20 protein-coding genes are annotated in these 22668 nt (G+C 57.3%); 12 read left to right on the plus strand and 8 right to left on the minus strand.

The features are described 5' to 3' along the window. Positions 1-137 precede the first annotated feature (137 nt). The 3 genes from recC to recD are packed head-to-tail and all read left to right on the plus strand — an operon-like array spanning position 138 to position 9381. The gene (gene recC, locus BLR63_RS27505) at positions 138-3620 is read left to right on the plus strand and encodes an exodeoxyribonuclease V subunit gamma (RefSeq protein WP_010562628.1); all 3483 of its coding nucleotides are present in this window, start codon (positions 138-140) and stop codon (positions 3618-3620) included. After that, positions 3617-7291, plus strand: a complete 3675-nt coding sequence (gene recB, locus BLR63_RS27510; RefSeq protein ID WP_010562629.1) for an exodeoxyribonuclease V subunit beta — start codon at positions 3617-3619, stop codon at positions 7289-7291. Before recC ends, recB begins: the two co-directional genes overlap by 4 nt. Further along, positions 7288-9381, plus strand: a complete 2094-nt coding sequence (gene recD / locus BLR63_RS27515) for an exodeoxyribonuclease V subunit alpha (RefSeq protein WP_010562630.1) — start codon at positions 7288-7290, stop codon at positions 9379-9381. The genes recB and recD overlap by 4 nt, the downstream gene beginning before the upstream one ends. Here the strand turns inward: recD and BLR63_RS31595 are convergent. From BLR63_RS31595 to BLR63_RS27530, 3 genes are all read right to left on the minus strand, one after another. Then, the gene (locus BLR63_RS31595; RefSeq protein WP_017528830.1) at positions 9369-9533 is read right to left on the minus strand and encodes a hypothetical protein; all 165 of its coding nucleotides are present in this window, start codon (positions 9531-9533) and stop codon (positions 9369-9371) included. The two genes, recD and BLR63_RS31595, sit on opposite strands and share 13 nt — an antisense overlap. A 25-nt stretch (positions 9534-9558) precedes the next feature. Continuing rightward, positions 9559-10233: a hypothetical protein gene (locus BLR63_RS27525; protein WP_010562632.1), complete on the minus strand. Its 675-nt coding sequence runs from the start codon at positions 10231-10233 to the stop codon at positions 9559-9561. A gap of 145 nt (positions 10234-10378) precedes the next feature. After that, complete coding sequence (locus BLR63_RS27530; RefSeq protein WP_010562633.1) at positions 10379-11254, minus strand: helix-turn-helix transcriptional regulator; 876 nt, start codon at positions 11252-11254, stop codon at positions 10379-10381. A 117-nt stretch (positions 11255-11371) separates the two neighbouring features. On the opposite strand from BLR63_RS27530, the gene BLR63_RS27535 reads away from it, so the two are divergent. The 7 genes from BLR63_RS27535 (at position 11372) to BLR63_RS27570 (ending at position 18430) form a co-directional block, all read left to right on the plus strand. Then, complete coding sequence (locus tag BLR63_RS27535) at positions 11372-11632, plus strand: hypothetical protein (protein WP_170245499.1); 261 nt, start codon at positions 11372-11374, stop codon at positions 11630-11632. Between the two features lie 74 nt (positions 11633-11706). Continuing rightward, on the plus strand, positions 11707-12537 hold the full coding sequence (locus tag BLR63_RS27540; RefSeq protein ID WP_010562635.1) for an HNH endonuclease: 831 nt from the start codon (positions 11707-11709) through the stop codon (positions 12535-12537). Positions 12538-12689: 152 nt separating this feature from the next. Beyond that, positions 12690-14957 carry an McrB family protein gene (locus BLR63_RS27545; protein ID WP_170245501.1) on the plus strand — a complete coding sequence of 756 codons (2268 nt, stop codon included), beginning with the start codon at positions 12690-12692 and terminating at the stop codon, positions 14955-14957. Between the two features lie 3 nt (positions 14958-14960). Continuing rightward, positions 14961-16565 (plus strand): DUF2357 domain-containing protein, encoded by a 1605-nt coding sequence (locus BLR63_RS27550; RefSeq protein WP_010562637.1) that lies wholly within the window; start codon positions 14961-14963, stop codon positions 16563-16565. A 30-nt stretch (positions 16566-16595) separates the two neighbouring features. Then, complete coding sequence (locus BLR63_RS27555) at positions 16596-17111, plus strand: hypothetical protein (protein ID WP_042946322.1); 516 nt, start codon at positions 16596-16598, stop codon at positions 17109-17111. Beyond that, positions 17108-17668, plus strand: a complete 561-nt coding sequence (locus tag BLR63_RS27560) for a hypothetical protein (RefSeq protein ID WP_010562639.1) — start codon at positions 17108-17110, stop codon at positions 17666-17668. Before BLR63_RS27555 ends, BLR63_RS27560 begins: the two co-directional genes overlap by 4 nt. Positions 17669-18220: 552 nt before the next feature. Further along, positions 18221-18430, plus strand: coding sequence for a hypothetical protein (locus BLR63_RS27570; RefSeq protein ID WP_010562641.1), 210 nt, complete (start codon positions 18221-18223; stop codon positions 18428-18430). Here BLR63_RS27570 and BLR63_RS27575 read toward each other — a convergent pair. The 4 genes from BLR63_RS27575 to BLR63_RS32245 all read right to left on the minus strand — a co-directional run bounded on the left by BLR63_RS27575 (position 18427) and on the right by BLR63_RS32245 (position 20923). Next, positions 18427-19104: a hypothetical protein gene (locus BLR63_RS27575; protein WP_010562642.1), complete on the minus strand. Its 678-nt coding sequence runs from the start codon at positions 19102-19104 to the stop codon at positions 18427-18429. The two genes, BLR63_RS27570 and BLR63_RS27575, sit on opposite strands and share 4 nt — an antisense overlap. Before the next feature lie 91 nt (positions 19105-19195). Then, positions 19196-19846 carry a HEPN domain-containing protein gene (locus BLR63_RS27580; protein ID WP_010562643.1) on the minus strand — a complete coding sequence of 217 codons (651 nt, stop codon included), beginning with the start codon at positions 19844-19846 and terminating at the stop codon, positions 19196-19198. Between the two features lie 37 nt (positions 19847-19883). Then, entirely contained in the window at positions 19884-20462 is a 579-nt protein-coding gene (locus tag BLR63_RS32240; RefSeq protein ID WP_308700943.1) for a WYL domain-containing protein, read from the minus strand. A gap of 56 nt (positions 20463-20518) precedes the next feature. Next, the gene (locus BLR63_RS32245) at positions 20519-20923 is read right to left on the minus strand and encodes a helix-turn-helix transcriptional regulator (RefSeq protein WP_308700944.1); all 405 of its coding nucleotides are present in this window, start codon (positions 20921-20923) and stop codon (positions 20519-20521) included. 204 nt (positions 20924-21127) lie between these two features. On the opposite strand from BLR63_RS32245, the gene BLR63_RS27590 reads away from it, so the two are divergent. Then, the gene (locus tag BLR63_RS27590; protein WP_010562644.1) at positions 21128-21421 is read left to right on the plus strand and encodes an ankyrin repeat domain-containing protein; all 294 of its coding nucleotides are present in this window, start codon (positions 21128-21130) and stop codon (positions 21419-21421) included. Here BLR63_RS27590 and BLR63_RS27595 read toward each other — a convergent pair. Then, the gene (locus BLR63_RS27595; RefSeq protein WP_010562645.1) at positions 21408-22283 is read right to left on the minus strand and encodes a WYL domain-containing protein; all 876 of its coding nucleotides are present in this window, start codon (positions 22281-22283) and stop codon (positions 21408-21410) included. The two genes, BLR63_RS27590 and BLR63_RS27595, sit on opposite strands and share 14 nt — an antisense overlap. Positions 22284-22402: 119 nt before the next feature. Here BLR63_RS27595 and BLR63_RS27600 point away from each other — a divergent pair, with 119 nt between their 5' ends. Further along, positions 22403-22660 (plus strand): hypothetical protein, encoded by a 258-nt coding sequence (locus tag BLR63_RS27600; protein WP_010562646.1) that lies wholly within the window; start codon positions 22403-22405, stop codon positions 22658-22660. Positions 22661-22668 lie beyond the last annotated feature (8 nt).

A 22668-nucleotide genomic window follows, 5' to 3' on the forward strand; every position in this document is an offset into this window, starting at 1 on the left:
GGCAACCTATGCTCGGCTCCTGTAGATGGTTGTGTTGACCTTCTTCGGGCTGGTGGCGTGTAACAATATCGTTTTAAAGTAATGGCCTTTTGCTGCTCTGTACCACAGAGCTGCGTATTCAGATCTGAGGGTGGCTTATGCAGGATGCGGACTCGTTGAAGCCCGGCTTCATGATTATTCACGGCAATCGCTTGGACGATTTACGTGAACTAGCGGTGAGCTGGATGCAGCGCTACCCGTTGGCCCCTCTGGAAAACGAAGTCGTGCTGGTGCACAGCAACGGCATTGCTCAATGGTTGAAGCTGGCGCTGGCTGAAGATCCGGATAACGGTGGCTGTGGTATCGCAGCAGCGTTGGATGTACAACTTCCTGCGCGTTTCCTGTGGCAGGCTTACCGGTCTGCCCTGGGGGCCGAGACAACCCCCGAGTCTTCGCCGCTGGACAAGACTGCACTGAGTTGGCGTCTGATGCGCTTGCTGCCTCAATTGCTCAACAAAACCCATTTCAGCAGCTTGCAGCGTTTCCTTCAGGACGATGACGATCAGCGCAAGCGCCATCAACTATCCGAACGTCTGGCGGACCTGTTTGACCAATATCAGGTCTATCGCGCCGATTGGCTGGAGGACTGGGCGGCCGGTCGTGATCAGCTAAAGCACATCAAAGGCGGTGTGAAACCGCTGGATCCCGACAACCTGTGGCAGGCGGAGCTGTGGCGTGAAGTATTGGCGGATGTAGGCGCGGGCGCTCTTGAGCAGAGCCGTGCCGGTGTTCACAAGCGTTTTGTCGCACGCCTGCGTGAAGCAGGGCAGCCCCCAAATGGTTTACCTCGGCGTGTGGTGGTGTTTGGCATTTCATCTATGCCGGCACAGGTTTTGGAAGCCTTGGCCATACTCTCGCGCTACAGCCAGGTGTTGCTGTGCGTGCACAACCCTTGTCGCCATCACTGGGGCGATATCGTCGCTGACAAAGACTTGTTGGGCCATGCCTATCGCCGTCAGCCAAACAGAAGTGCTTCTATGGTGGCGAGCCAACATGGCCAGCCATTGCTCGCCGCTTGGGGTAAGCAAGGTCGCGACTACATCAATTTGCTCGACCACTATGACGAGCCAGCGAGTTATCAACACCTTTTCGAGGGCCTAAACGGCGGGCGTATCGACCTGTTCAATGACGAGCCACCTTCAAGCCTTCTAGGTCAATTGCAAAGCGACATTCTTGAATTGCGTCCTTTGGCTGAAACTCGCGAAGTGTGGGCCCCGGTCGACGTGGCACAGGATCGCTCCGTGCGCTTTCACGTGGTCCACAGTGCCCAGCGCGAAGTGGAGGTGCTGCACGATCAGTTGCTTGCTCGCTTCAGTACCCATCCTGGGCTAAGCCCGCGCGATGTGATTGTGATGGTGCCGGACATCAATGCGTATGCACCGCATATCGAGGCCGTGTTCGGTCAGGTGCCGCGTCATGATCCTCGTTTTCTGCCATTTACCTTGGCCGACCAGGGGCAGCGTGGCCGCAAGCCGTTGCTGATCGCCCTCGAACACTTGCTCAAGCTGCCCCATAGCCGTTTTGCCGTCAGCGATATTCTCGACCTGCTGGATGTGCCGGCGCTGCGGGCGCGCTTCGGCATCAAGGAAGCGGATGTGCCGATTCTGCAGCGCTGGATTGATGGTGCTGGCGTGCGCTGGGGCCTCGATGCGCAGCAGCGCGAGAGCCTGGACATGCCGGCGGGCCTGGAGCAAAACACCTGGCGCTTTGGGATGCGTCGCATGTTGCTGGGCTACGCTGCCGGCCAGGGGCCTGAGCTGAATGGCATCGAACCGTACGATGAAGTGTCGGGACTGGAAGCCGCATTGGCGGGGCCGCTGTTGACCTTGCTCGACCACCTGGAAGTTGCCCGCGAAGACCTGAAACAGCCAGCCACACCGGTACTCTGGGTTGAGCGTCTGCAATCGCTGCTGAAAGTGTTCTTCCGCCCGGTGGGTGATGGCGAAGAGTTGTTGGTCAACCAACTGCTGAAGTTGCTCGACGACTGGTTGCGCACATGTGAGTCCGCGCAGTTCGACGAACCGCTGCCGTTGTGTGTGATGCATGAAACCTGGCTGGCCGGCATTGAAGAAGGCGGCTTGTCACAACGGTTTCTTGCCGGCGCGGTGAACTTCTGCACGCTGATGCCGATGCGTGCCATTCCATTCAAGGTGGTGTGCCTGCTGGGCATGAACGATGGCGACTACCCGCGCCAACAACCACCCGTTGATTTTGACCTGATGCGCAACGATTACCGTCCGGGCGATCGCTCACGGCGCGAGGATGATCGATACCTGTTGCTTGAGGCGCTGTTATCGGCCCGAGAGCAGCTGTACGTCAGTTGGGTGGGCCGCAATATTCGCGATAACAGCGAGCGCGTGCCTTCGGTGTTGATCGGTCAACTGCGCGATCATCTGGCCAGTGGCTGGCGTTTGGCGCAACCCGATGCGACGCCTGATGCGCTGCTGCATGCATTGACTCAGGAACATCCGCTCCAGCCTTTCAGCCCTGCCTACTTTGCCAATCAGCCCGGGCCCGACGGGTTGTTCACTTACTCCCACGAGTGGCGTGAGGTGCATGACTCACAGGCCGGGCAACCATCGGCCGGTTTGTTGCCTGCGCTCGCTCAGGACACGCCGTTGACCCTGCGCCAACTGGCCGGGTTTGTCCGTGATCCCGTCGGGGCATTCTTCCAGCAACGGCTCAAGGTCAATTTCGATAACGACGAATTGACCAGCCGCGACGACGAAACCTTTCAGCTCGACGGCCTTGAGAACTGGCAACACCAGGACCGGCTCAGCCAGGCGCTCAAGCGTTGGGTTGAAGAAGACTACCGCCCCGAGAACGCGGTGGCCGAGCTTGATCGCCACGTTCAACGTTTGCAGCGCGAAGGCAAGTTGCCGCTGGGCGGCTTCGGAACCTTGAGCGCCTCGGCATTGGCCGAGCCGCTGCCGGACATGCTGGAACGTTACCACGCGCAGCTGCAGGCATGGCCTGAAATCGAAGACGGGCAGACGGCGGCAACGATTGCCGCGTGCGAACCGGCACCGGGATTGAATGACTGGCTGGGCGGCATTCGCCGTAATGCCCAAGGTCAGCGGGCGTACTTGCAACTGGACAGCAAGAAGCTGTGCAACGACGACAGTTGGCGCTGGCACAACCTGGTTCGACCCTGGGTGCGGCATCTGGCGTTGCAGTTAAGCGGTTCGGGCTGCGCCACGATTCTGGTCAGCTTGAACGGCGATGTGCTGTTCCGGAAAATGTCCGTGCAAGAGGCGCAGGCGCAGTTGCAATCGCTGCTCGACGCCTGGGTGGCGGGCATGCGTGAACCGCTGCCGGTTGCCTGTAAAAGTGCATTCGCCTGGCATGAGGAGGTGGGGGGGGACGGCAAAGACAAAGACTCTGCCTTGGACAAGGCCCGTGAAACATTCGAGGGTGGCTACAAGCGTAAGGGAGAAGCAGAGAATTCCTTCGCCTTGCGCCGCGCCTACGCTGACTTCGACCAGTTATGCGCCTCTGGTGATTTCGTCACATGGTCCAAGCGGTTGTATGGCGGACTGTTCAACCATCTTTTTTCCAGCCGCGCAGGGAGCGATCAATGAGCCCGGTAAATCTCAACCCCCTGGACTTTCCATTGCATGGCAGCCGATTGATCGAGGCCAGTGCCGGCACGGGCAAAACCTTCACGATTGCTTTGCTTTATGTGCGCCTGGTGCTGGGGCATGGCGGCGAAAACGCGTTCAAGGCAGCCCTTACTCCGCCGCAAATCCTGGTGGTGACGTTTACGGACGCCGCTACCCAGGAGCTACGCGACCGTATTCGTGCGCGCTTGACCGAAGCGGCGCAGTGCTTTCTGGAACCGGATCGCAAACATGACAAGTTGCTGCAGCGACTGCGTGACGAGTACCCGGCGGAGCAGTGGCCTGACTGCGCTCGTCGCTTGCAATTGGCCGGAGAATGGATGGATGAGGCGGCTGTCTCGACCATCCACGGCTGGTGTTATCGGATGTTGCGTGAGCACGCCTTCGACAGTGGCAGCCTGTTCACCCAGACGCTGGAAACCGACCAGAGCGAGTTGCTGGCCGAGGTGGTCCGGGATTATTGGCGTCGGCGTTTCTATGCGTTGCCTGTGGAGCAGGCACGTGCGATCAGTGATTGTTTCAAAAGCCCCCAGGAGCTGGGGGATGCGCTCGGTTCGTTGCTGACCCGCCGGGACGCGACTTATCAATACAAAGCCCAGCCTCTTGAAGCCCCTGGGTCTTTGCAGGCATTGCTCCAGGAACCGGGTGAGTGGTACGGATCAGTCGGTGAACTGGAGCGTAATGCTCGCCAGCTTTGGCTTGAACATCAGGACGAGCTTGAAGATCTGTTGCGCAGCATGCGTCCTCACATGAGCGGCAACGTCTACCGAAAAATTAAACAGGATGACGTCTTCAACGGTCTTCTGAACAAACTGGCGCAGTGGTCCAAGGGGCAGCCGGCACCGCACAACGTGCACGCCTTCGGTCAGACAGGCATCACACTGAACGGAAACGCCGTGGTGCATGAGCACCCGGCGTTCAAGGCGATCGATCTGTGGGTCGAACAACGCGACGCTAAAGTCGATATCCGCGCTCAACTGTTGCTGCATGCCTTGCATGAGGTGCGCGAGCGCTTTGATGAAGAAAAGCTGCTCCGTGCCGAAATCGGTTTCGACGACCTGCTCAATCGTCTTGACCAGGCCTTGCAAGGCCCGTCCGGCCCGCGTCTGGCCGAGACCATTCGCCAGCAGTATCCGGTGGCCTTGATCGATGAATTCCAGGACACCGATCCGGTTCAATACCGGATCTTCGAAACCATTTACCGTATCCCGGACAACCTGGATGACTGCGGCCTGTTCATGATCGGCGACCCGAAACAGGCTATTTATTCCTTCCGTGGCGCGGATATTTTCACTTATCTGCAGGCGCGAGAGGCCACGGCTGGCCGTCATTACACGCTGGGGACCAACTATCGTTCCACCAGGGCGATGGTCGATGCGGCCAACCACTGCTTCCATTACGCCGAAATCCAGCCTCGGGGCGCGTTTCGATTCGCTACGCAAGACCATGGCAACCCGGTGCCGTTCAACGCCGTGCAGGCCAATGGGCGCGACGATGTGTTGCAGATCAAGGGTACGGATCAACCGGCCTTGACGTTCTGGCAGCTGGAAACCGAGGGCGTGGTCAATAATGCCACCTACCTGCGCAAAGCCGCTGAAGCCTCGGCATCGGCGATTCAGGCCTGGCTTGATCCCGCTGCAACCGAGCGATCCGGTTTGCGCAATGACGAAGGTGAACTCGTTGCCTTGCGGCCCGCCGATATCGCCATTCTGGTACGCAACCGCAAGGAGGCTGAAGCCATTCGCAAAGCCCTGGCGCATCGGCAGCTGGCCAGCGTTTATCTCTCCGATAGGGACTCGGTTTTCGAAAGCGAGGAGGCCAAAGACCTGCTGTATATCCTGCGGGCATGCGCTCAACCGACCAGCGATCGGCTGGTGCGAGCGGCGATGGCGACCCGTAGCGTCGGGCTGTCATGGCAGACGCTGGAGCAATTGAACCAGGATGAAATGTTCTGGGAGCAACAGGTGCTGTTGTTCCGGGATTTGCGTGTCTTGTGGCAGCAACAAGGCGTTCTGCCAATGCTGCGCAAGCTGCTGGCCACGTTCAAGGTACCGGCCCGTTTGCTTCTGGAGGATCACGGTGAGCGTCGCTTGACCAACCTGCTGCACCTGGCCGAATGGTTGCAGCGCAGTGCTGCCGAACTCGATGGCGAGCATGCGTTGATCCGCCACTTGGCTGAGCAGGTAGAAGGCCAGAGTGAAGAAGAAATTCTGCGTCTTGAAAGCGATTCGGACCTGATCAAAGTGATCACCGTGCACAAGTCCAAAGGGCTGGAGTACCCCTTGGTGCTGCTGCCGTTCGCCTGTAGCGCCAGAGCCATCGATGGTCGAAGCACCACACCCCCCATGTTCCACGACGACAAGGGGTTGGTGATCGAGTTGATCAAGGGAGACTTGGCCAAACCGGCGCAGGAAATTGCCAACGATGAGCGCATGGGCGAAGAGATGCGCCTGCTCTACGTCGCCCTGACCCGAGCGCGTTATGCCACCTGGATCTGTGTGGCGCCTCAGGGCTTCAAGGCTGGCGGTGCATCGACGGAACTGCACAAGGCGGGTTTGGGCTACATGCTGGCGGGTGAGAAATCGATCGCCGCCGTTCAATTGCCTGACATGGTCGCGGCATTGGCCAGCGGCTGCTCAGACATTGCCGTGTGCGCAGCCCCCGTGCCGTCCGACGATGTGCATACGGCGCCCACTCCACCGCAGGTGGGGCCGGCATTGCGCCCGCTGCACAAGCTCGCGGCGAACTGGTGGATCGCCAGTTACTCGGCGTTGTCCATTGCCGACGGTAATGTGTTGATGGGCGCGGAACCGGGTGTCAGCCTTGAGCCGGCGACCGCGCTGGAAGCCAATTTGCAGGAGGAAGGCGAAATAGAGGCCTTGCCTGCAGGGGCCGGGATTCACGGGTTCCCTCGGGGTGCAGGACCGGGCACCTTTCTGCACGGGTTGTTCGAATGGGCCGGCCGCGAAGGTTTCGCCAAGGCGGCTGGAGATCCGATCACCCTGCATAATACCGTTGCCCGACGCTGCAACCTGCGCGATTGGGAAACCTGGATCGAGCCACTGTCCGCCTGGCTGGGCAGCTACCTGAATGCGCCACTGCGGTTCAACGGTACCCAATGCAAGCTCTCGACCCTGAACACCTATCAGGTAGAGATGGAGTTCTGGTTTTCCAGCCGCTCCGTGAACGTTCAGCGTCTTGATGCCCTGGTGCGCCAACATACATTGGGTGGTGCACCGCGCCCTGTGCTGGCGCCCAATGAGTTGAACGGCATGTTCAAAGGCTTCATCGACCTTACGTTTGAACATCAGGGGCGCTACTACGTGGCGGACTACAAATCCAACTGGCTGGGCAGCAACGACCAGGCCTACGACGCCGAAGCGATGATCGAGACGATGCTGGACAAGCGTTACGACCTGCAACTGTGCCTGTACCTGTTGGCCCTGCATCGCCAGCTCAAGCTGCGCCTTGCGGGGTATGACTACGAACAGCACATGGGCGGGGCGGTGTACCTGTTCGTCCGTGGGCACCAGGCGCCCACCCATGGCGTGCATTTCGAAAGGCCGCCACGGCAGTTGATTGAACAGCTTGACCAACTCTTCATGGGGCAACACGCGGAGGCCAGCGCATGAGCCAGACCCTTAAGCAGCTGAGCAACAGCCAGAGCAACGTTGATCACCCGCTGTTGTTCGTTGGCGATGCCGACAGCAGCGAGCTGCTGCATCAACTCGACAATTGGGTGAACCGAGGCTGGTTGCGCGCACTGGATCGCTCATTCGCCACCTTCATACTTGAACAGGATCTTCAGGCCCAGGCCAGTGTGTTGCTGGCCGCCGCAATGACCAGTCATCAACTGGGTCGCGGGCATTCCTGCCTGGATCTGGTCGCTACCCTGCAAGCGCCTGACTTTGTGTTGTCGTTACCTCCTGAAGGGGAGGAGGGCGGTCAATTGCCGTCGCAATGGTTGTTGGGCCTGGATGTCGCGCAATGGCGCCGAGCGTTGTGCTTGAGCACGATGGTGGAGGATCGAGACGAGCCGCAGCGATTCCCGGAGCGGCCGCTGGTGTTGACCGGACAGCGTCTGTACCTGCGTCGTTACTGGAACTATGAGCGCAGCATTGCCCAGGCGCTGAGCGCCCGTTTGAGCGTGGACGTGGTAACACCGGAAAAACTTTCCGGTCGGCTCGACGCCTTGTTCCCTGACACCTTCAAAGTCAACGATGAACGCCACAGCGACTGGCAAAAAATTGCTTGCGCACTGGCGGCGCGAGGCAATTTCAGTGTGATCACTGGCGGTCCGGGCACAGGCAAGACCACCTCGGTAGTGCGTCTGCTGGGGCTGCTGCAAACCCCCGCCGTAGAGGAAGGAAAACCTCTGCGAATTCGTCTCGCCGCACCCACCGGCAAGGCCGCTGCACGCTTGTCAGAATCCATCGGCAAAGCCGTCCGTGAGTTGCCTGTCAGCGCCGCGGTGCAGGAGGCGATCCCGACGGATGTTTCCACATTGCACCGTCTGTTGGGCAGTCGACCGGATTCGCGCAACTTCATTCACCACCGCGATAAACCTCTGGAACTGGATGTGTTGGTGGTCGATGAAGCGTCGATGATTGACCTGGAAATGATGGCTTGCTTGCTCGATGCCTTGCCTCGGCAGGCGCGCTTGATTCTGTTGGGTGACAAGGATCAGCTGGCATCGGTGGATGCAGGCTCCGTGTTGGGCGACCTTTGTCGCAACGCTGAAGCCGGCGGCTATAGTGAGCAAACAGTTGCCTGGCTGGAAGCCCACAGTGGCGAGTCGGTCAGCGCTCCGGGGTTGCAAACGGCAGTCGGTGCTGGCGATCCGCTGGCCCAGCAAACCGTCATGCTGCGCTACTCCCGACGCTTCGACGCCCAGCAGGGCATTGGGCGTCTGGCCAAGCTGGTCAATGAGAAAAACGCCGCCGAAGCACGAAGCCTGCTTGATCAGCAATTACCTCAGCTGTTGAACCTCAAGTTGCGAGGCGAGCATGATGCCGCACTCACCGAGTTGATTATCAACGGCAAAGGTGATGCTCCTGGTTATCGCCATTACCTTGAGCAGCTACGAGACCAGCGTCCTGCGAAAGACACTCCCTGGGATAGTTCCCTCTGGGCCGGTTGGGCTGGCAAAGTATTGGGCGCATTTGATGAGTTCCGTCTGCTCTGTGCGCTGCGTCGCGGGCCTTGGGGTGTCGAGGGACTGAATCAACGAGTGGCCGCCGAACTGCGCCGCTGTGAGTTGTTGTCGGGGGACCAGGGTTGGTACGAAGGGCGACCGGTACTTGTCACCCGCAATGATTACAGCCTGAGCTTGATGAATGGTGACATCGGCATTGCTCTCTGGGTACCGGGTCCCTCTGCAGAACGGGTTCTGCGTGTGGCCTTCCCGCGAAACGATGGCAGCGGCGGCGTACGTTTCGTGATGCCGAGTCGGCTGGTGGAGGTTGAGACCGTTTTCGCCATGACGGTGCACAAGTCCCAGGGGTCGGAGTTCAACCATACGGCTCTGGTATTGCCCGATTCGCTGAACCCTGTGCTGACCAAGGAGCTGTTGTACACCGCCATCACCCGTGCCAAGCATTGGTTCAGCCTGGTTGAAGCCAGTCCGGGCGTATTTGAAGGGGCGGTGAGTCGCAATGTGCAGCGAACCAGTGGGCTGGCGCTGCAACTGCAAGATGAGCTGGCAAAACTTCAACGCACCTGAGTGGGGGCGTTCAGGCATTTGTAGCCTGGATACTGGGCTTCAGCGGTGACCTTTGCCATGGCAGAGGTCACCGCTTGAACCGTGATGGTGAAGTTGGCTTGGGGGCCGGCGGTGGCAACCACACGTTGCATGAAGGCTTTGTAGGTTTTCATGGCGCTGTCCTCGATGGCGATGGGATTACGCTGCTTCACCGTTGCCGCGCTGGCTGGTGATCTTTACCGCTCGACCGAGCGCGAAGAGCACCATGTCGATGTTCACCACGAATCCAGGTTCGGCATCCTGACGCTCTTTGAAGTGCTCGCAGAGCCAGCGTTTGTAGCGTTCGATGCAGGCGACATCCTTGTCCCAGTTGATCTTCTTGCGAATGGTCTTGATCTTGGAAAAGTCTGGGTCGTTGATCTGCTCATAGAGTTCGAAGGCACGAAGCACGTGCTGATCGACAATGGATTCCGAGCGATCAGCCAGGTGCCGACCGAACTGTCTGAATACCTGGCCTGGGCCGTTAGTCAGCGATGTTGGTCTGACATCGGCTGCACCTTTGATGATGTGCGCCACCTTTTGCAGGTCGCCGTTTTTCCAAACCAGGGCGTAGAGCAGCTTTTCCAGAGGAGTTTCCAGTTTGGCGCTGAGGTCCGCATGCAAGCGAAGATCGTTGCCAACCTTAGTCATGAGGGAACTGATGTCGTGGTCCGTCAACTTCAACTGCAATTCTGGGTACTTGTTGCGGTCCATCTGCCATCTTTCCAGCAGGGGATCGGACGTCAGTATCTTTTTCAGGTCGGACACTTTGTCGGCGTTCAGTATCTCGGTGAACGTGGTTTCCACCAGCTTCAGGGCTTCCAGATTATTCAATATCGCGTTCTCTCGTGGGGTCTGATACAGAGCTTGATTCACTCGTGCGACAGATCATGTCGCACTGCGTCAGGGCTCGGTATTTTTTGGAGTCGAGTGCCAGCGGCAAGGTTGTCGCGAACAGGGCAGTCGAAAGGGACCGGTATCAGTCATACAGCCAGGGTTTCAACTCCTTTAGGTTCTCCACCACGATCTGTTGCGCCTCTGGTTTCGGGTCCATGTTCTTTGGATCAATCTGATAGCGCTGCAATACATACTTGACCAACGCCTGGCGACAGGGAATCTGCAGTCGCCCATCGACCATCCCGAAATCCTCCTGGATTATCGCTTTTTGCATCACCGTCAGACGCTCATCGGGTTTGATGATGACGTTGACTTCGCTATTCCACTGGTCGTCGTCCGAGAGGCCATTCTCGGTCTCGCCGTCCATCAGTTCAGGAACCCCACGCAGTCGGCTCAGTACAAAGTCCCGGTACTCGCGGTTTTTTTCGCAGTAGGCGCGCACATGCCAGCGCATGCCTGTGTAAACCAGCGTATGCGGTGCAATGGTTCGCCCTTCAGGTTCGGGACTGTTGAGCGAAACGTAGTCGATGTCCAGGCGTAGATGCTCCCGGCAAGCCTTGAGCAGTGGGCGCAGTATCTCGGCCTTGATCGAGCGATCAGGCACCTCCAGTACTTTGGTATGGGCGTAGGCCAACGCCAGCCCCTCGACGTGTGGCGCTCGAGCATTGTTCTGGTAAAGCAGGTGTAGGTAGGCGCTGGCGCTGTCATCGATGAACAGTGGCTTGAACTGTTTGCTCGGCACGTAACCCTTGATCTGTCGATCATATGTAAGGTTTTTAGGCGCATGCTCGGTGATGTAGGTATTGATGTCCTTGGATGCTTGCTGACGGCTGATGCCGAAGCTCTGCGTCAAGTGCACCGTGGTCAGCCGGCCTTCCCACCACGCGACGGTTTCGATCAGTCGGTAGCGAAGGGCGAGGTCCCAGCGGACTTGCTCGATGGTTTGCTTGCGTTTCATGTCGCCTCCATGTGAGTGAATACTTTACCTGTATAAGTCTACATTCTAGACGTGTCGTTCAACACTACATATCGTGACTCTGGCAAGTTTGGCGTTGACGACATGAGGGACATGTTTATGGATGGTTGGGATTGGACGGCGTCGGTAGCGATGCTGATGCTGTTGATGATCCAGCTGATGCTTTTGGTGCAGTATCTGCAGACTAACAAAGCCTGGAGATTGCTCGAGCATTGGCATGCGACCACGAAGGAGCGCCAGCAGCGGATGAGCTGGCACGCCGAAGAGAATCGCGAGTTGAAATCGGCGCTGCGGGCAGAGAAGGCTCATGTGGAGCAGCTGCAGCGCAAGGTGGAGATTCTGCAGGCTTTGCTGCCTTAGGTGTGAGGTACGAGGGCCTTTATTCAAGGTCCTCGTGATTGGCGCCGATACGTTGTAAACATCAGGAGGAACGCATGCTCGATTCGCTGGAAATTTGCAGGCTACTGGAAGGCCATGGTTGCAGCTTGAAGTACAAAGAAAAGGCCTACGCTAGAGGCTATGAGCATCCTGCGCTTGAGTACCCGCTATTCGTCAAGCATAAAGCTATCGGCGCCGTGGGACTCCAACCTTTGGTTTTGCACCCGGCATACCGCAAGTCAGTGCATTGGGAGCAAATCAAGGCATTGACGCAGGGCGCTCCCAATGAGAACTATAAAAGCACCAGCCTGGAAGTATTTCCGCGCGCGCTGGACTCAACGAGCAATACCGGTATAGCGGTCAATTGTGCGGATAGTGAAGACTTGCGCAGCCTGTTCGCAGTGCTTACCGGCGAATCGACGGCCATCGATCAAGGATTGGAAGATGAATTCAGCCTGATTGAGATATTCGAGCAATCATCATTTGGGCAGCAAATTGAGAGTACCGAGCGCGAAGCCATTATTCGAGCGCGGGTAGGACAAAGCGTTTATCGCCAAGCTCTGCTCAAGCATTGGCAAGGTTGCGCCGTTAGCGGTATAGCGCTTGCTTCCATGTTGCGTGCTTCTCACATTAAGCCTTGGCGTGACGCGACGCATCTGGAGCGCCTCGATCCCTTTAACGGACTGCTTCTGACGCCCAACCTGGATCAAGCCTTTGACCAGGGGCTGATCAGCTTCACCGACGAGGGCGATATTATTATTGCGCAAACCTTGACCGCTGAACTGCAACGGGCACTTGGTATTACCCCGCAATGCCGATTGCGTAGCCTTCATGACCGTCATTTGAACTACTTGGCCTGGCATCGCGAGCACGTATTCAGTGGCTAGTGGCTAGTGTTAATCGTTTGCCTGAAAGGTGATGGGCCAGGAACCAGTGTCAGAGGCTGGATTCTCCTAGGAGGCGGTGTAACTCCGCATGTAAATAATTAGCAGAGACGCTATATGGGCGCGGTCGCCCAACAAGACAATAAGGGGCATGATTGGTGGCGGTAGATCTGAGGGACAGCACAAATCTGAAGGCAGCCTGCGAGGCGGTATTGGCTCACAATCGCGAACTGCCCTGGTATCAGAACTGGCTGAAAAAGCTGTCGGAGTTCCTTCGTAAGGTACAAGACGCTGATCAGGAGGAGTTTTGTAGTCCAGCGTTTCAAGAGCTGCTGTGGGAAAGTGAGGTTATTACTACAACGGGCATGGGCACGGTCAATGTGTCAGAGGTGATTGCCGATCCTAGAGTCGCCGAATGCCTTTGGAATCTTCGGGCATCGCTAAAAACTGTTGACGCTCACCTTCATGATCAGGTGCTCAAGGAAGGCTGGCGCGAGTTGAATCAACTCGTCGCGCCACCCGCTGTGCGGCGTAACCCTCGGCTCAAAAAGTATCGTCTCTTCGCCGCGTTGTGCCCAACAGAACTGACCACACTCGCTCACTATCCTAAATTGCGTACTTTGGCGTCGTTGATAGGCGTCGGAGGTTCGGAGCGTGATCTTTCTCTGCACCAGGGCGTACTTGAACGCTTGAACGATGTTTTGGGTAATCGGGAAGAAGGGCTATCAACACCGTCGCTGGAGCGTATGACCCTACCTTGGCTGCTCTATATGAAATTCGTCCAGGAGCAGGAAGCCGAAGCCACGGAAATCGCTGACCCCAGCACGGGCCAGGAGCGTCTAAATCCTTTACCTGCTGAGCGCCGACGCCGCGGCATGCTAGCCATTGGTGGTGGTATCGCGACCATCCGGGCGATCATTGAGTTCGCCAAAGAGGGGTGCAAACGAGAGGACCTGGTGGAGCACATGCGCTCGATCAACCCAAGTCACGCGACCTCAAGCATCCGAACGCAACTCAACTCACTCATTGCCGAATGGGGCGTGCTGCGGGCTCAAGGCGAGGAGATCCATCTGACACCGCGAGGTGAGGGTCTGCTGGAGACAGGCGAGCCTGATGAAGTATCGGACTGGCTGCTGACTCGGGTACTCGGTGTTGATCATATGCTCTTTGCATTGCGCAGCGGCCCAATGTCCGTCAGTGCGATGAATGAGGCGTTGAGAAAGGTGAACCCCGGGTGGACCAGCGACCGAGCATTGACCAGCCTGACCTTTTGGCTGCGTGCCCTGCAACTGGTCGAAACCAGAGCAGACAAACTGCAGCACTTGACCGAGCTTGGCGAAACCTGGGCAGCGCAAATCTACTGGGAACCCCAATCGCTTGCTCCGGAGGCGGGGAGCGTTGCAGCCAGCGTAGTGCCATCCAGTGAAGAGGCAGCGCCATTCGAGCGCCCCTCGCTGGAAACCATCCTGCGTAGTTTCCCGGAAGATATCGCCTTTCCGATCAGCCTGGTTGCCCGCCTTGATGCCGGACTGTGGAGTCATCAGCGCCGTCACTTCGCGGTGCTCACCGGGCTCAGCGGTGCCGGTAAGACGGTACTGGCGCGGGGGTACGCGCTTGCGTTGCACGAGGGGCAAACCCACCCCGCTGAGGGACTGCTGACGGTTCCCGTGCAGCCTGGTTGGCATGATCCCTCTTGCCTGCTGGGTTACGTCAATCCATTGAATAGCGAGAGCTACGTACACACGGCATTCGTCGATTTCCTGCTGAGAGCCAGTGCCGACTCCGAGCGTCCATACACGGTTGTGCTGGACGAAATGAACCTGTCGCACCCGGAGCAATATTTGGCGCCGCTGCTTTCTGCCATGGAGACAGGTGATCACATTGAGCTCCATGCTCAGGACAATGATATCAGCGGTGTGCCGGCGACCATCATGTACCCGAGCAATCTGGTGATCATCGGCACCGTCAATATGGATGAAACGACACATGGTCTGAGCGACAAGGTGCTCGATCGGGCGGCAGTGATCGAGTTCTGGGATATCGATGTTGAAGCGTTCCCTGGCTGGAAAACCAGCGCGTTGGCCGAGGAACAAGTTGTTAGAGTGCGCGACACGCTCAAAGGGTTGGTCAAGGCCTTGCGCCCGGCACGCCTGCATTTTGGCTGGCGGACGATCCATGATGTTATCGGCTATATCGAGCAAGCCGAACGCGGTGGTGTGATTGACTTCGATACAGCATTGGATCAAGCCATCTATGCCAAAGTCCTGCCCAAACTTCGCGGTGAAGACACGCCGCGGGTCCAGGCCGCCTTCGCGGACACCAGCACCTTGTTGCGGGATATGAGGCTGGCGGACTCGGCAGCCAAAGTCGCCGAATTGCAGGATGATTTGCGCTCTCTGGGTTCCGCCCGGTTCTGGCGCTGAAACATGGCGATTATCCGATGCATCGATAAACAAGGCAGCACGTTCACGGTCAACCCCGAAGCGTTGGCTTCGGGGTTCATGGAGCGCGGCACTTATTATTTCGAGATTGTCCCCGAGTCGCGCTTGTTTGTTGATGATGAGCCGTTGGAGGCCTCGCGCCATGAGGCATTTGACGCGTGGCGATGGGAGCCGGGTTTTTATGCGGGCAAAGTCATCGCTGAGTTGGTTGATACCGGCGGCAAAGTCTTGGCGACCTACCACTTTGATGTGGCTCCAGATCAAAACAAGCTCGGCGAGACTTCGTTTGCCGCGATGCTCGACGAACTCCTTGCCTTCGATACACGGTTGCTGTTGGGCAATGAGTACGCCCAATTGGAGGTGGGTCGTGAGGGACGAACCAGCAACCCGCACCTGCAATATGCACGGCTGAAACGTTATGGTCCGGCGTTGCTATCGGCGTTTACCGAGGTCTTGCGCAAGCCGCTTACACGGTTGCACCGAGAGCGCACATTACGGCCAGCGCACCAAATGCGTCGTATTGATCGCCAGACTTTGCGTCGTGCCTTGCAAGACCCTGCGGCGACGGCGTTGCTCTATAACCTCGAACAGGCCAATACCAGCGGTGAGGTTTTGCACTTTGATGTGCCCACTGTGTTCGAGGACCTTGATAATCCGGCCAATCAGGCGTTGGCTGTTGTCCTTGGCGAAACCCTGCGACGCAGCCGTTACGTCATTGCCGCCTTGCAAAAGATCATTGATGGGGAGGGCGATACGGGGGCTCGCTCCGCGTTGACTCCTCGGCTTGGACGGCGGATTGAGTTCCTCGAAGGCTTGCAGAGTGACCTTCGTAGAATTCAACGCAGGGAGCCGTTCTGCTCTCTGCGCCAGCCTCGAATTTCCGCTGCCGGGCTCAACGCGGTTTCCGCTCATCCTGCTTACGCTCGGGCCTATCGTCATGGATGGTACGTGTTGCGTCCTGGTATTGACGGCAGTAGCGAGGGAGAGCGCTTATGGATCAGCCCGACATGGGAGATATACGAGCGTTGGTGCTACCTCCAGGTGGTGGCCATGATGAAGTCGATCTATCCCGGCCTGCAGTGGCGTGATCGTTGGCCCGGCACGAGCCTGGACTACATACGTTGTACCGGGCGAGGTATCGATACACAGGTCGATGTCTGGCTGCAGGTACACTGCCCAGCGTTCGACCAGCCAGCTAGTCACGGATTTTCCAGCATTTCCGGGGCGCGTTACCCCGACATTGTTGTCACCGTGGAAAGCCCGGCGGGGAGCTCGTTCCTTGTGATGGACGCCAAGTACCGGGTTGAGCGCAAGTGGGTGCTGGAGGGTATGGTGTCTGCGCATTTGTACCGGGACTGCTTGCGCTGGAAGGGCCGCAAGCCGGATTTATCAATATTGCTGGTGCCTCGTGCAGGAGGTGCTCCCTTGTTGGAGACGATGACGTACCAGAAAGCCAATGGGGTTGGCGTCGCGGTGCTGAGCGTTGAACACAACGGATTGCAAGCGGTGTTAAAACCCTTTGCAAGGGGCCGCTCAGATTCAGAATCAGGGGAGCTTCCTAGGGCCGCAACTCCTTTGCCACTGAACTGAAACTTACGTAACGCTCAAAAAGGAAGCGCAATGACAACAATAATTACAAAGGCGCAAGCCGAGTTGGAGCTTGCACTCATGCAAGCTGAAAGTGATTCCATGGCCAGCAGCGATCTTTATATCTGGTTGCGCGAATGCGGTCTGTCGCCCGAAATCGCCGTACGAGTCAAAGAGCTGGTCAACGTGACTCAGCGCATCGGTAACAAGGTTGTCTCCATCGGCAAGCTGATCGTAATGAAGTTGCGCGACTTCATCACTGCGCATAAGAACCTGGCCATTGGCACCGTATTGGGTGCCGCTATCGCTTCGCTGATCGCTGCGATGCCGTTGCTCGGTTCGCTATTGGCGCCCTTGGGGGCACTGCTTGGCGTGACGGTCGCGGCCACCGGTCATCAACGCGACAAGCATCCTGACGGGAACGGCAAAGTGGTGAGCCTAGAGGAGCTTCCGCAGCACCTGATCGAAATGGCCCGGACGTACTTTGATCTGTTCATTGAGACGTTCCAGATCATCATGGCTGAGTTTGTCTCGGCGAAAACATCATGAGTCGGTCACCGAAGGTCAGCAAAAAGCAGCTACTCAAGGTCATCGATGAGATTGAACGCTCGCCTCACGATCGTGTACGAATCCTGGGGGACGTGGGCATCAGCACGCTCGGTATAGGCCTCGGTGCTGCCGCGGCAGGCACTTTGGCAGGTATAGCGGGTGCGACCAGTATTCCGGTACTCACCACAGCCGCCGGTTGGGTTGGTGTCACTGCCGTAGCGGCGACGCCACTTGGCTGGGCACTAGGCGCTGCCGCAGCCGGTGGCGTTCTAACCTACGGAGTCTCGCGCTGGATTCGCGGCGGTGCGATGTCAGAGGGTCGCAAGCAGGAGTTATTGCTGGTTTATCAGGAGCGCTTGACTGAGTTGGAGGCTAAGGAGCGCATGGGAACTGTCACGCTTTTGGATAAGTCCGGATTTATTTCGTCACTTCGAGAGGTGATCGAGAAAGACGTCATTAGTGTAGATAAGGCGCTCCGGCTGATTGAGGCGGTGGAAGGCGGGAAGATGGCATTACCTGAGGCTTATCGCTTGGTGAATGGGCTCTTACAGGATTAGTGCGCGCAGGGTGCAGTAGTCAGTAAAACGCCGAAGGATCATCCGATCACGACGCGTCTTGTCGCGGTGTTCCTTCATGCTCGCCTCATCAGCAGGGCAAATGGTTTATACCGATCCTAACCGCTTGAATCAGTCACCATATGGGGCCGTAGCATGAAAAATCTGTTCGCAGTTATTGGCGTCATCGTCGTTGTAAAAAAGGGCTATGAGTTCTTCCGTGAATACAACGAGATGAAACAGGAGCTGGAAAAACGCGCCGGTGATTCGGCCTGACGCAGTACGGCGTCCACTACTCCATTAAATTTAAGACTAACAGGTTATCTCCATGCCCTGGCCTCCCCATCCCTTCACATTCACTTGCCCTCAATGCCACTGGCATAAAACAACGGTGCCACCCAGCGATGCGCTGCGTGAGGGCAAAGATTGGTTTTCGGCTTGCCCTTCATGCCAGCACGTCGACCTGGATGTCCGGCCTGCGACGGGGCTGGAGATCTTCAAGGCCAAGCTGTTGCAACCGTTCAACTGAAGTCCCATCTCGGTGCGAGGTTCGCGATGCGTAACGATGAAACTGACAGTCACGCGGATCACCTATCATCCACGGAGATTGAAGTTGAGGCAGTGGTCGAGTACAGCGAGGAATTAGCCACCATGATCCTTGATCAGGAGGCGAATGGCCGGTTCCAGGAAATTGATATCGACGACATGCTCGCACTGCTTGACCGCATGATTCTCGAGGCCAAAGGCTTGGGCAGTGTGCATTAGCTCTCCAGGCAGAGCGTCAACAACTGCTCCAGCTTGCAGGGTGATACCTGGCCGTCCATGCCCCAATGATCGCAAGAGTAGGTGCCGCCACGCACGGCTTTTCCTTCTTCGTCATAAACGGCGATGACCGCATTCCACAGTGATGCCTTGGGTGCTTCGCTGAGCGGGTCCAAGCACAGCAGGTGAGTGGGTTGGTAGACACCGTTATCCTCATAGCCCTGATGCCCCACTACCATCAACCAGTGGCCTTCCAGTTTCGACCAGCTGACGCAGATCAGGGCGACAGCGTCGCTTTTGATTGCATCCTGTACAGCTTCCACGAGTTCTTTCTTATTGCCATTAATCAGCTCAGGCAGGATTCCTTCACCACGAAAATGCCCAGCCAAGCCAATCAGGTCCTTGGTGGTCGTGCCGCGGGAAACCAGTGCGCCATGCTCTCGTAGTGCGTTACGGAATCGGCCTTCGCGACTGCGCCCATCCCAGTCACCCATGTAGGCAATATGATCCCGCTTCAGCGCACCCAGAGTGATTAAGCCCATCATCAGTGCATAGGGTCCGCACGCGCCATCGGCATCACCTTGACGCATATGGACCAGGCCCGGCTCATCAAGGGCGCAGGTAATTGGGCCTTCGGGAGAAACCAATAGCCATGGGCTGACAAACATCTTGTTCATTGCAAATTTCCTTGTTGCAAAACACGTTAAACGGGAACCTATTGGTCCCCTCAATCGCTGAATGTGGCAATTGCGATACTGGATGCAGAAGTCAGAGCTGGATCACCGGGTAGCAGGCATCTCCCCAGAGCGTGTCGGGATTATTGAGCATCAACTCGATGATCAACGGGACCAGCTTGCCGAGCAGACTGCTGCAGTCACGCAACTGGGGTCGGTTGATGCTGCTGTCCCACGTGGCGCCGCCATGCATTATTTGGTTGCGCAAGGTGTAGATTCGATTGAACAGCACGGCGAGCACTTCAGCGGTATCCCGTTGCGCCAGAGCCGCCTGGGCTCTGCGTCGGCCATCAGCAAAGCGGTCGGTCCATTGCTGTTCGGTGATCTTGCCATTCTGGTAATCCCAGAAACTCTGAAAAACGTACTGATTGTCCAACAGCACGCGAATGCTTCCAGAAAATTCAGACCACACCAACTTCTCAATCTGCCGCTCGTGGTCCAAGACGCACAGCTTGCGAAGAAAGGTGCGGAAGGTTTCCTGCTCGGACAGCCGGTAGTTCTCGTCGATGTCAGTCGCATAGGCCGCGTTGAAGGCAATCCATAAGAAAACGAAACGGCCGTCGGCGTCGTCTGCCTGCTCGGCCCGCTGCAACCAGCTCAAGGAACGGTGTACACGGAGGGTCAGATTGACGTGGTGATTGTCGCGTTCAAGGCGGTGACGCGCCTTAAGGGTCTGGTAATCCATGAGGGCTGGCTCGTTAAGACAGGTGGAGAAATATTGGTCAGATCGGAGTGTCATGCAGGGCCAGACTTTGGCGCTGACAGTCGATCAAGGCCTGGCGCAAAGTCGTTGGCTCATCGACACGGATGGCACCGGCCTGTGACAGCAGCCACCATTTCAACTCCCAGCTATCGTTGACCGTAGCGGACAAGCGAGCGCCCTCAGGCTCAACTATCAGAGTCATATCCTCTGATAACGGCGTCTCACGCAGGCGCTTGGAGAGGGCAGGGTCGACCCAGGCACGCAATTGGATCGCTTGGGAAATACCAAACTGCATGGCACCACTCTGAATGTAATCTGGCAGGTCAAAGTCCACAGGACGCCGGCTAGGTTGCCCCTTTATCGTGACTGTTTCGAAGCGATGGACGGCATAAAGTCGCACATCGTCAAATGTATCGGCGCAGGCCACCAGATAGGTGATTTGCCCGCGTTGTACCAATGCCAGTGGGTTGAGCGTCAGCTCATGGACGCGGTTTTTGTTCGCCGACTGATAGAGGCAGAGCAACTGCAGGTCTTCCAGCAACGCTCGCTGAAGCAGGTCTAAATGCTCTGCCTTGATGTCTGGAGCAATTAGATTCAACGTAGGTTGTACGCTGGCTACCTTATCGATCCAGCGCGCCGAAGCACTTTCCTCACTCAGCGCGCCGAAGCACTTTCCTCACTCAGTGCCTTGAGCTTCTGTCGCGCTTGGCTGAAACGAGGCTCTAGGCTTTTGAGCATCAGTCCGGGTACCAAAGGACGAATGCTGTCTTCCACCAGACTTAGGGTTAATGCCTCTCCCACTGTAATGCCAGGCAGGTCAATGGATCGACCGGGTTGCCAATACCAACCATAGGGTGTGCCTTTATCGTTGCAGTGCAGTGGAAACAGGCTCGACAGCTCGTTGAGGTCTCGCTCAACCGTGCGTTTTGTCGTGCGATGGCCGGCTTCTTCCAATTGCTGGTGCAGTTCGGCGGAGGTCAAGCCGGGGGCACGATTGGGTAGCAGTTTGAGCATTTCCCATTGGCGGGAGATGGTTCTGCGGGTCGAATGCGTGGGCAACGTTCGCTTCCTTACTCTGGCTCACGAAGCGCAGAGCATGGCGTGATGTATGGGTAATATCAACTAGTCATAAGTATTGGCGCTGAAAGGCCATCTGATCGCCGGAGGGGTGTGCTTTCGCCTTTCGCTGGGCTCCATTGCACTCTTCGCGTCATACCACGACAAGTACATCCACCTGCCTGCCCGATATGGCAATGTCAGACCTTGCAAACGCGTCACCGGCTAGACGGGAGCCTCAATGATCGTGATGGGCTGGGGAACACGCCGCTGCATTGGCTGCTGATCAACGGTCACTTGAAAGCTGCCCGGTACTTCATCGCTTATTACGCGAAGTATGGCCTCGACCTGAGCGCGAAGAACCGCGAGGGCAATACCGCACGAAATATTACCCTGCTCAACAGCCATCATGCGCTGGCGCAACAGTTACTCACGGCTGAAATCGACAACTGCATCCGTGCGCTGCGCCTCTGGCGGGAAATGGGTCTTAATCATGCATGAGCCACGGCCTCAGCTCCTTGATATTGCTGACCACGATCTGCTGGGCCTCCGGGTTGGTAGCCTGGTTTCTTGGGTCGATCTGATAGCGGCGCAATACGTACTTCACCAGTGCCTTGCGACTGGCGACCACCAGTTGGCCATCTGTCATGCCGAAGTCGGTTTCAATGATTGCTTGCTGCGCGGCGTTCAAGCGGCCATCGGGGGTGAAGATGATTGGCACTTCGGTGTTCCAATCATCATCCAGGTCGCGTGTGTTCTGCGACTCGTCGAGCAGATCCGGCTCGCCCCGCAGACGGCTCAATACAAAATCGCGGTACTGGCGGTTCTTCTCGCAGAAAGCGCGCACATGCCAGCGCATTCCGGTGTAGACCAGGGTATGAGGGGCAATCAGACGGATTTCCACGTTCGGCGTGTTGAGCGAAACGTATTCGGTTTCCAGGCGCAAACCGTCGCGACAAGCCGCGAGCAAGGGCCGCAGGATTTCTGGCCGAATAGGCCGGTCGGGCACTTCGAGAACCTTGGTGTGAGCGTACGCTAGCGCCAGCCCTTCGATGTGCGGCGCACGTTCATTGTTCTGGTAAAGCAGATGCAGGTAGGCACTGGCACTGTCATCAATGAACTGCGGTTTGAACTGCTTGCTCGGGACGTAGCCTTTGCGTTGCTTGTCATATGTCAAGTTTCGGGGCGCATGTTCATTAATGTAAGTGTTGATGTCTTTCGAAGCTTGCTGGCGGCTGATGCCGAAGCTCTGCATCAGGTGTCCCGTCGTCAGGCGGCCTTCCCACCAGGCGACGGTCTCGATCAAACGATAGCGAAGTGCCAGATCCCAGCGCACTTGTTCGATGGATTGCTTGCGTTTCATACCCGCTCCATGTGTTTGAATACTTTACCTGTATAAGTCTACATTCTAGACCTGTCGTAAATCACTACATATCGTGTGTCTGTCTTCGGAATACATCGAAGACATGAAAGGACTTGAGCATGAGTATGCCGGACGTGGTTTCGACGGGTGCACTGGTGGTGATGGGCGTCATCCTCCTGGTGCTGGCACAGCAGTGTTTGAAGTTGAGCGAGCTTTGGAAAATGGTTGCGCATTATCAGAAGGATTTGCGTTGGGCGCAGATCTGGGAATCGGAAAACCGCGAGTTGCGTTCGGCATTGCGGGCTGAGCGAGAGCACGTCGCGCAGCTGCAGCGAAAGCTGGAGCTGCTGCAAGCGCTGATCCCGCTCGCAGAATAATCCACAGC

The sequence above is a fragment of the Pseudomonas extremaustralis genome (assembly GCF_900102035.1).
Lineage (GTDB): Bacteria > Pseudomonadota > Gammaproteobacteria > Pseudomonadales > Pseudomonadaceae > Aquipseudomonas > Aquipseudomonas extremaustralis.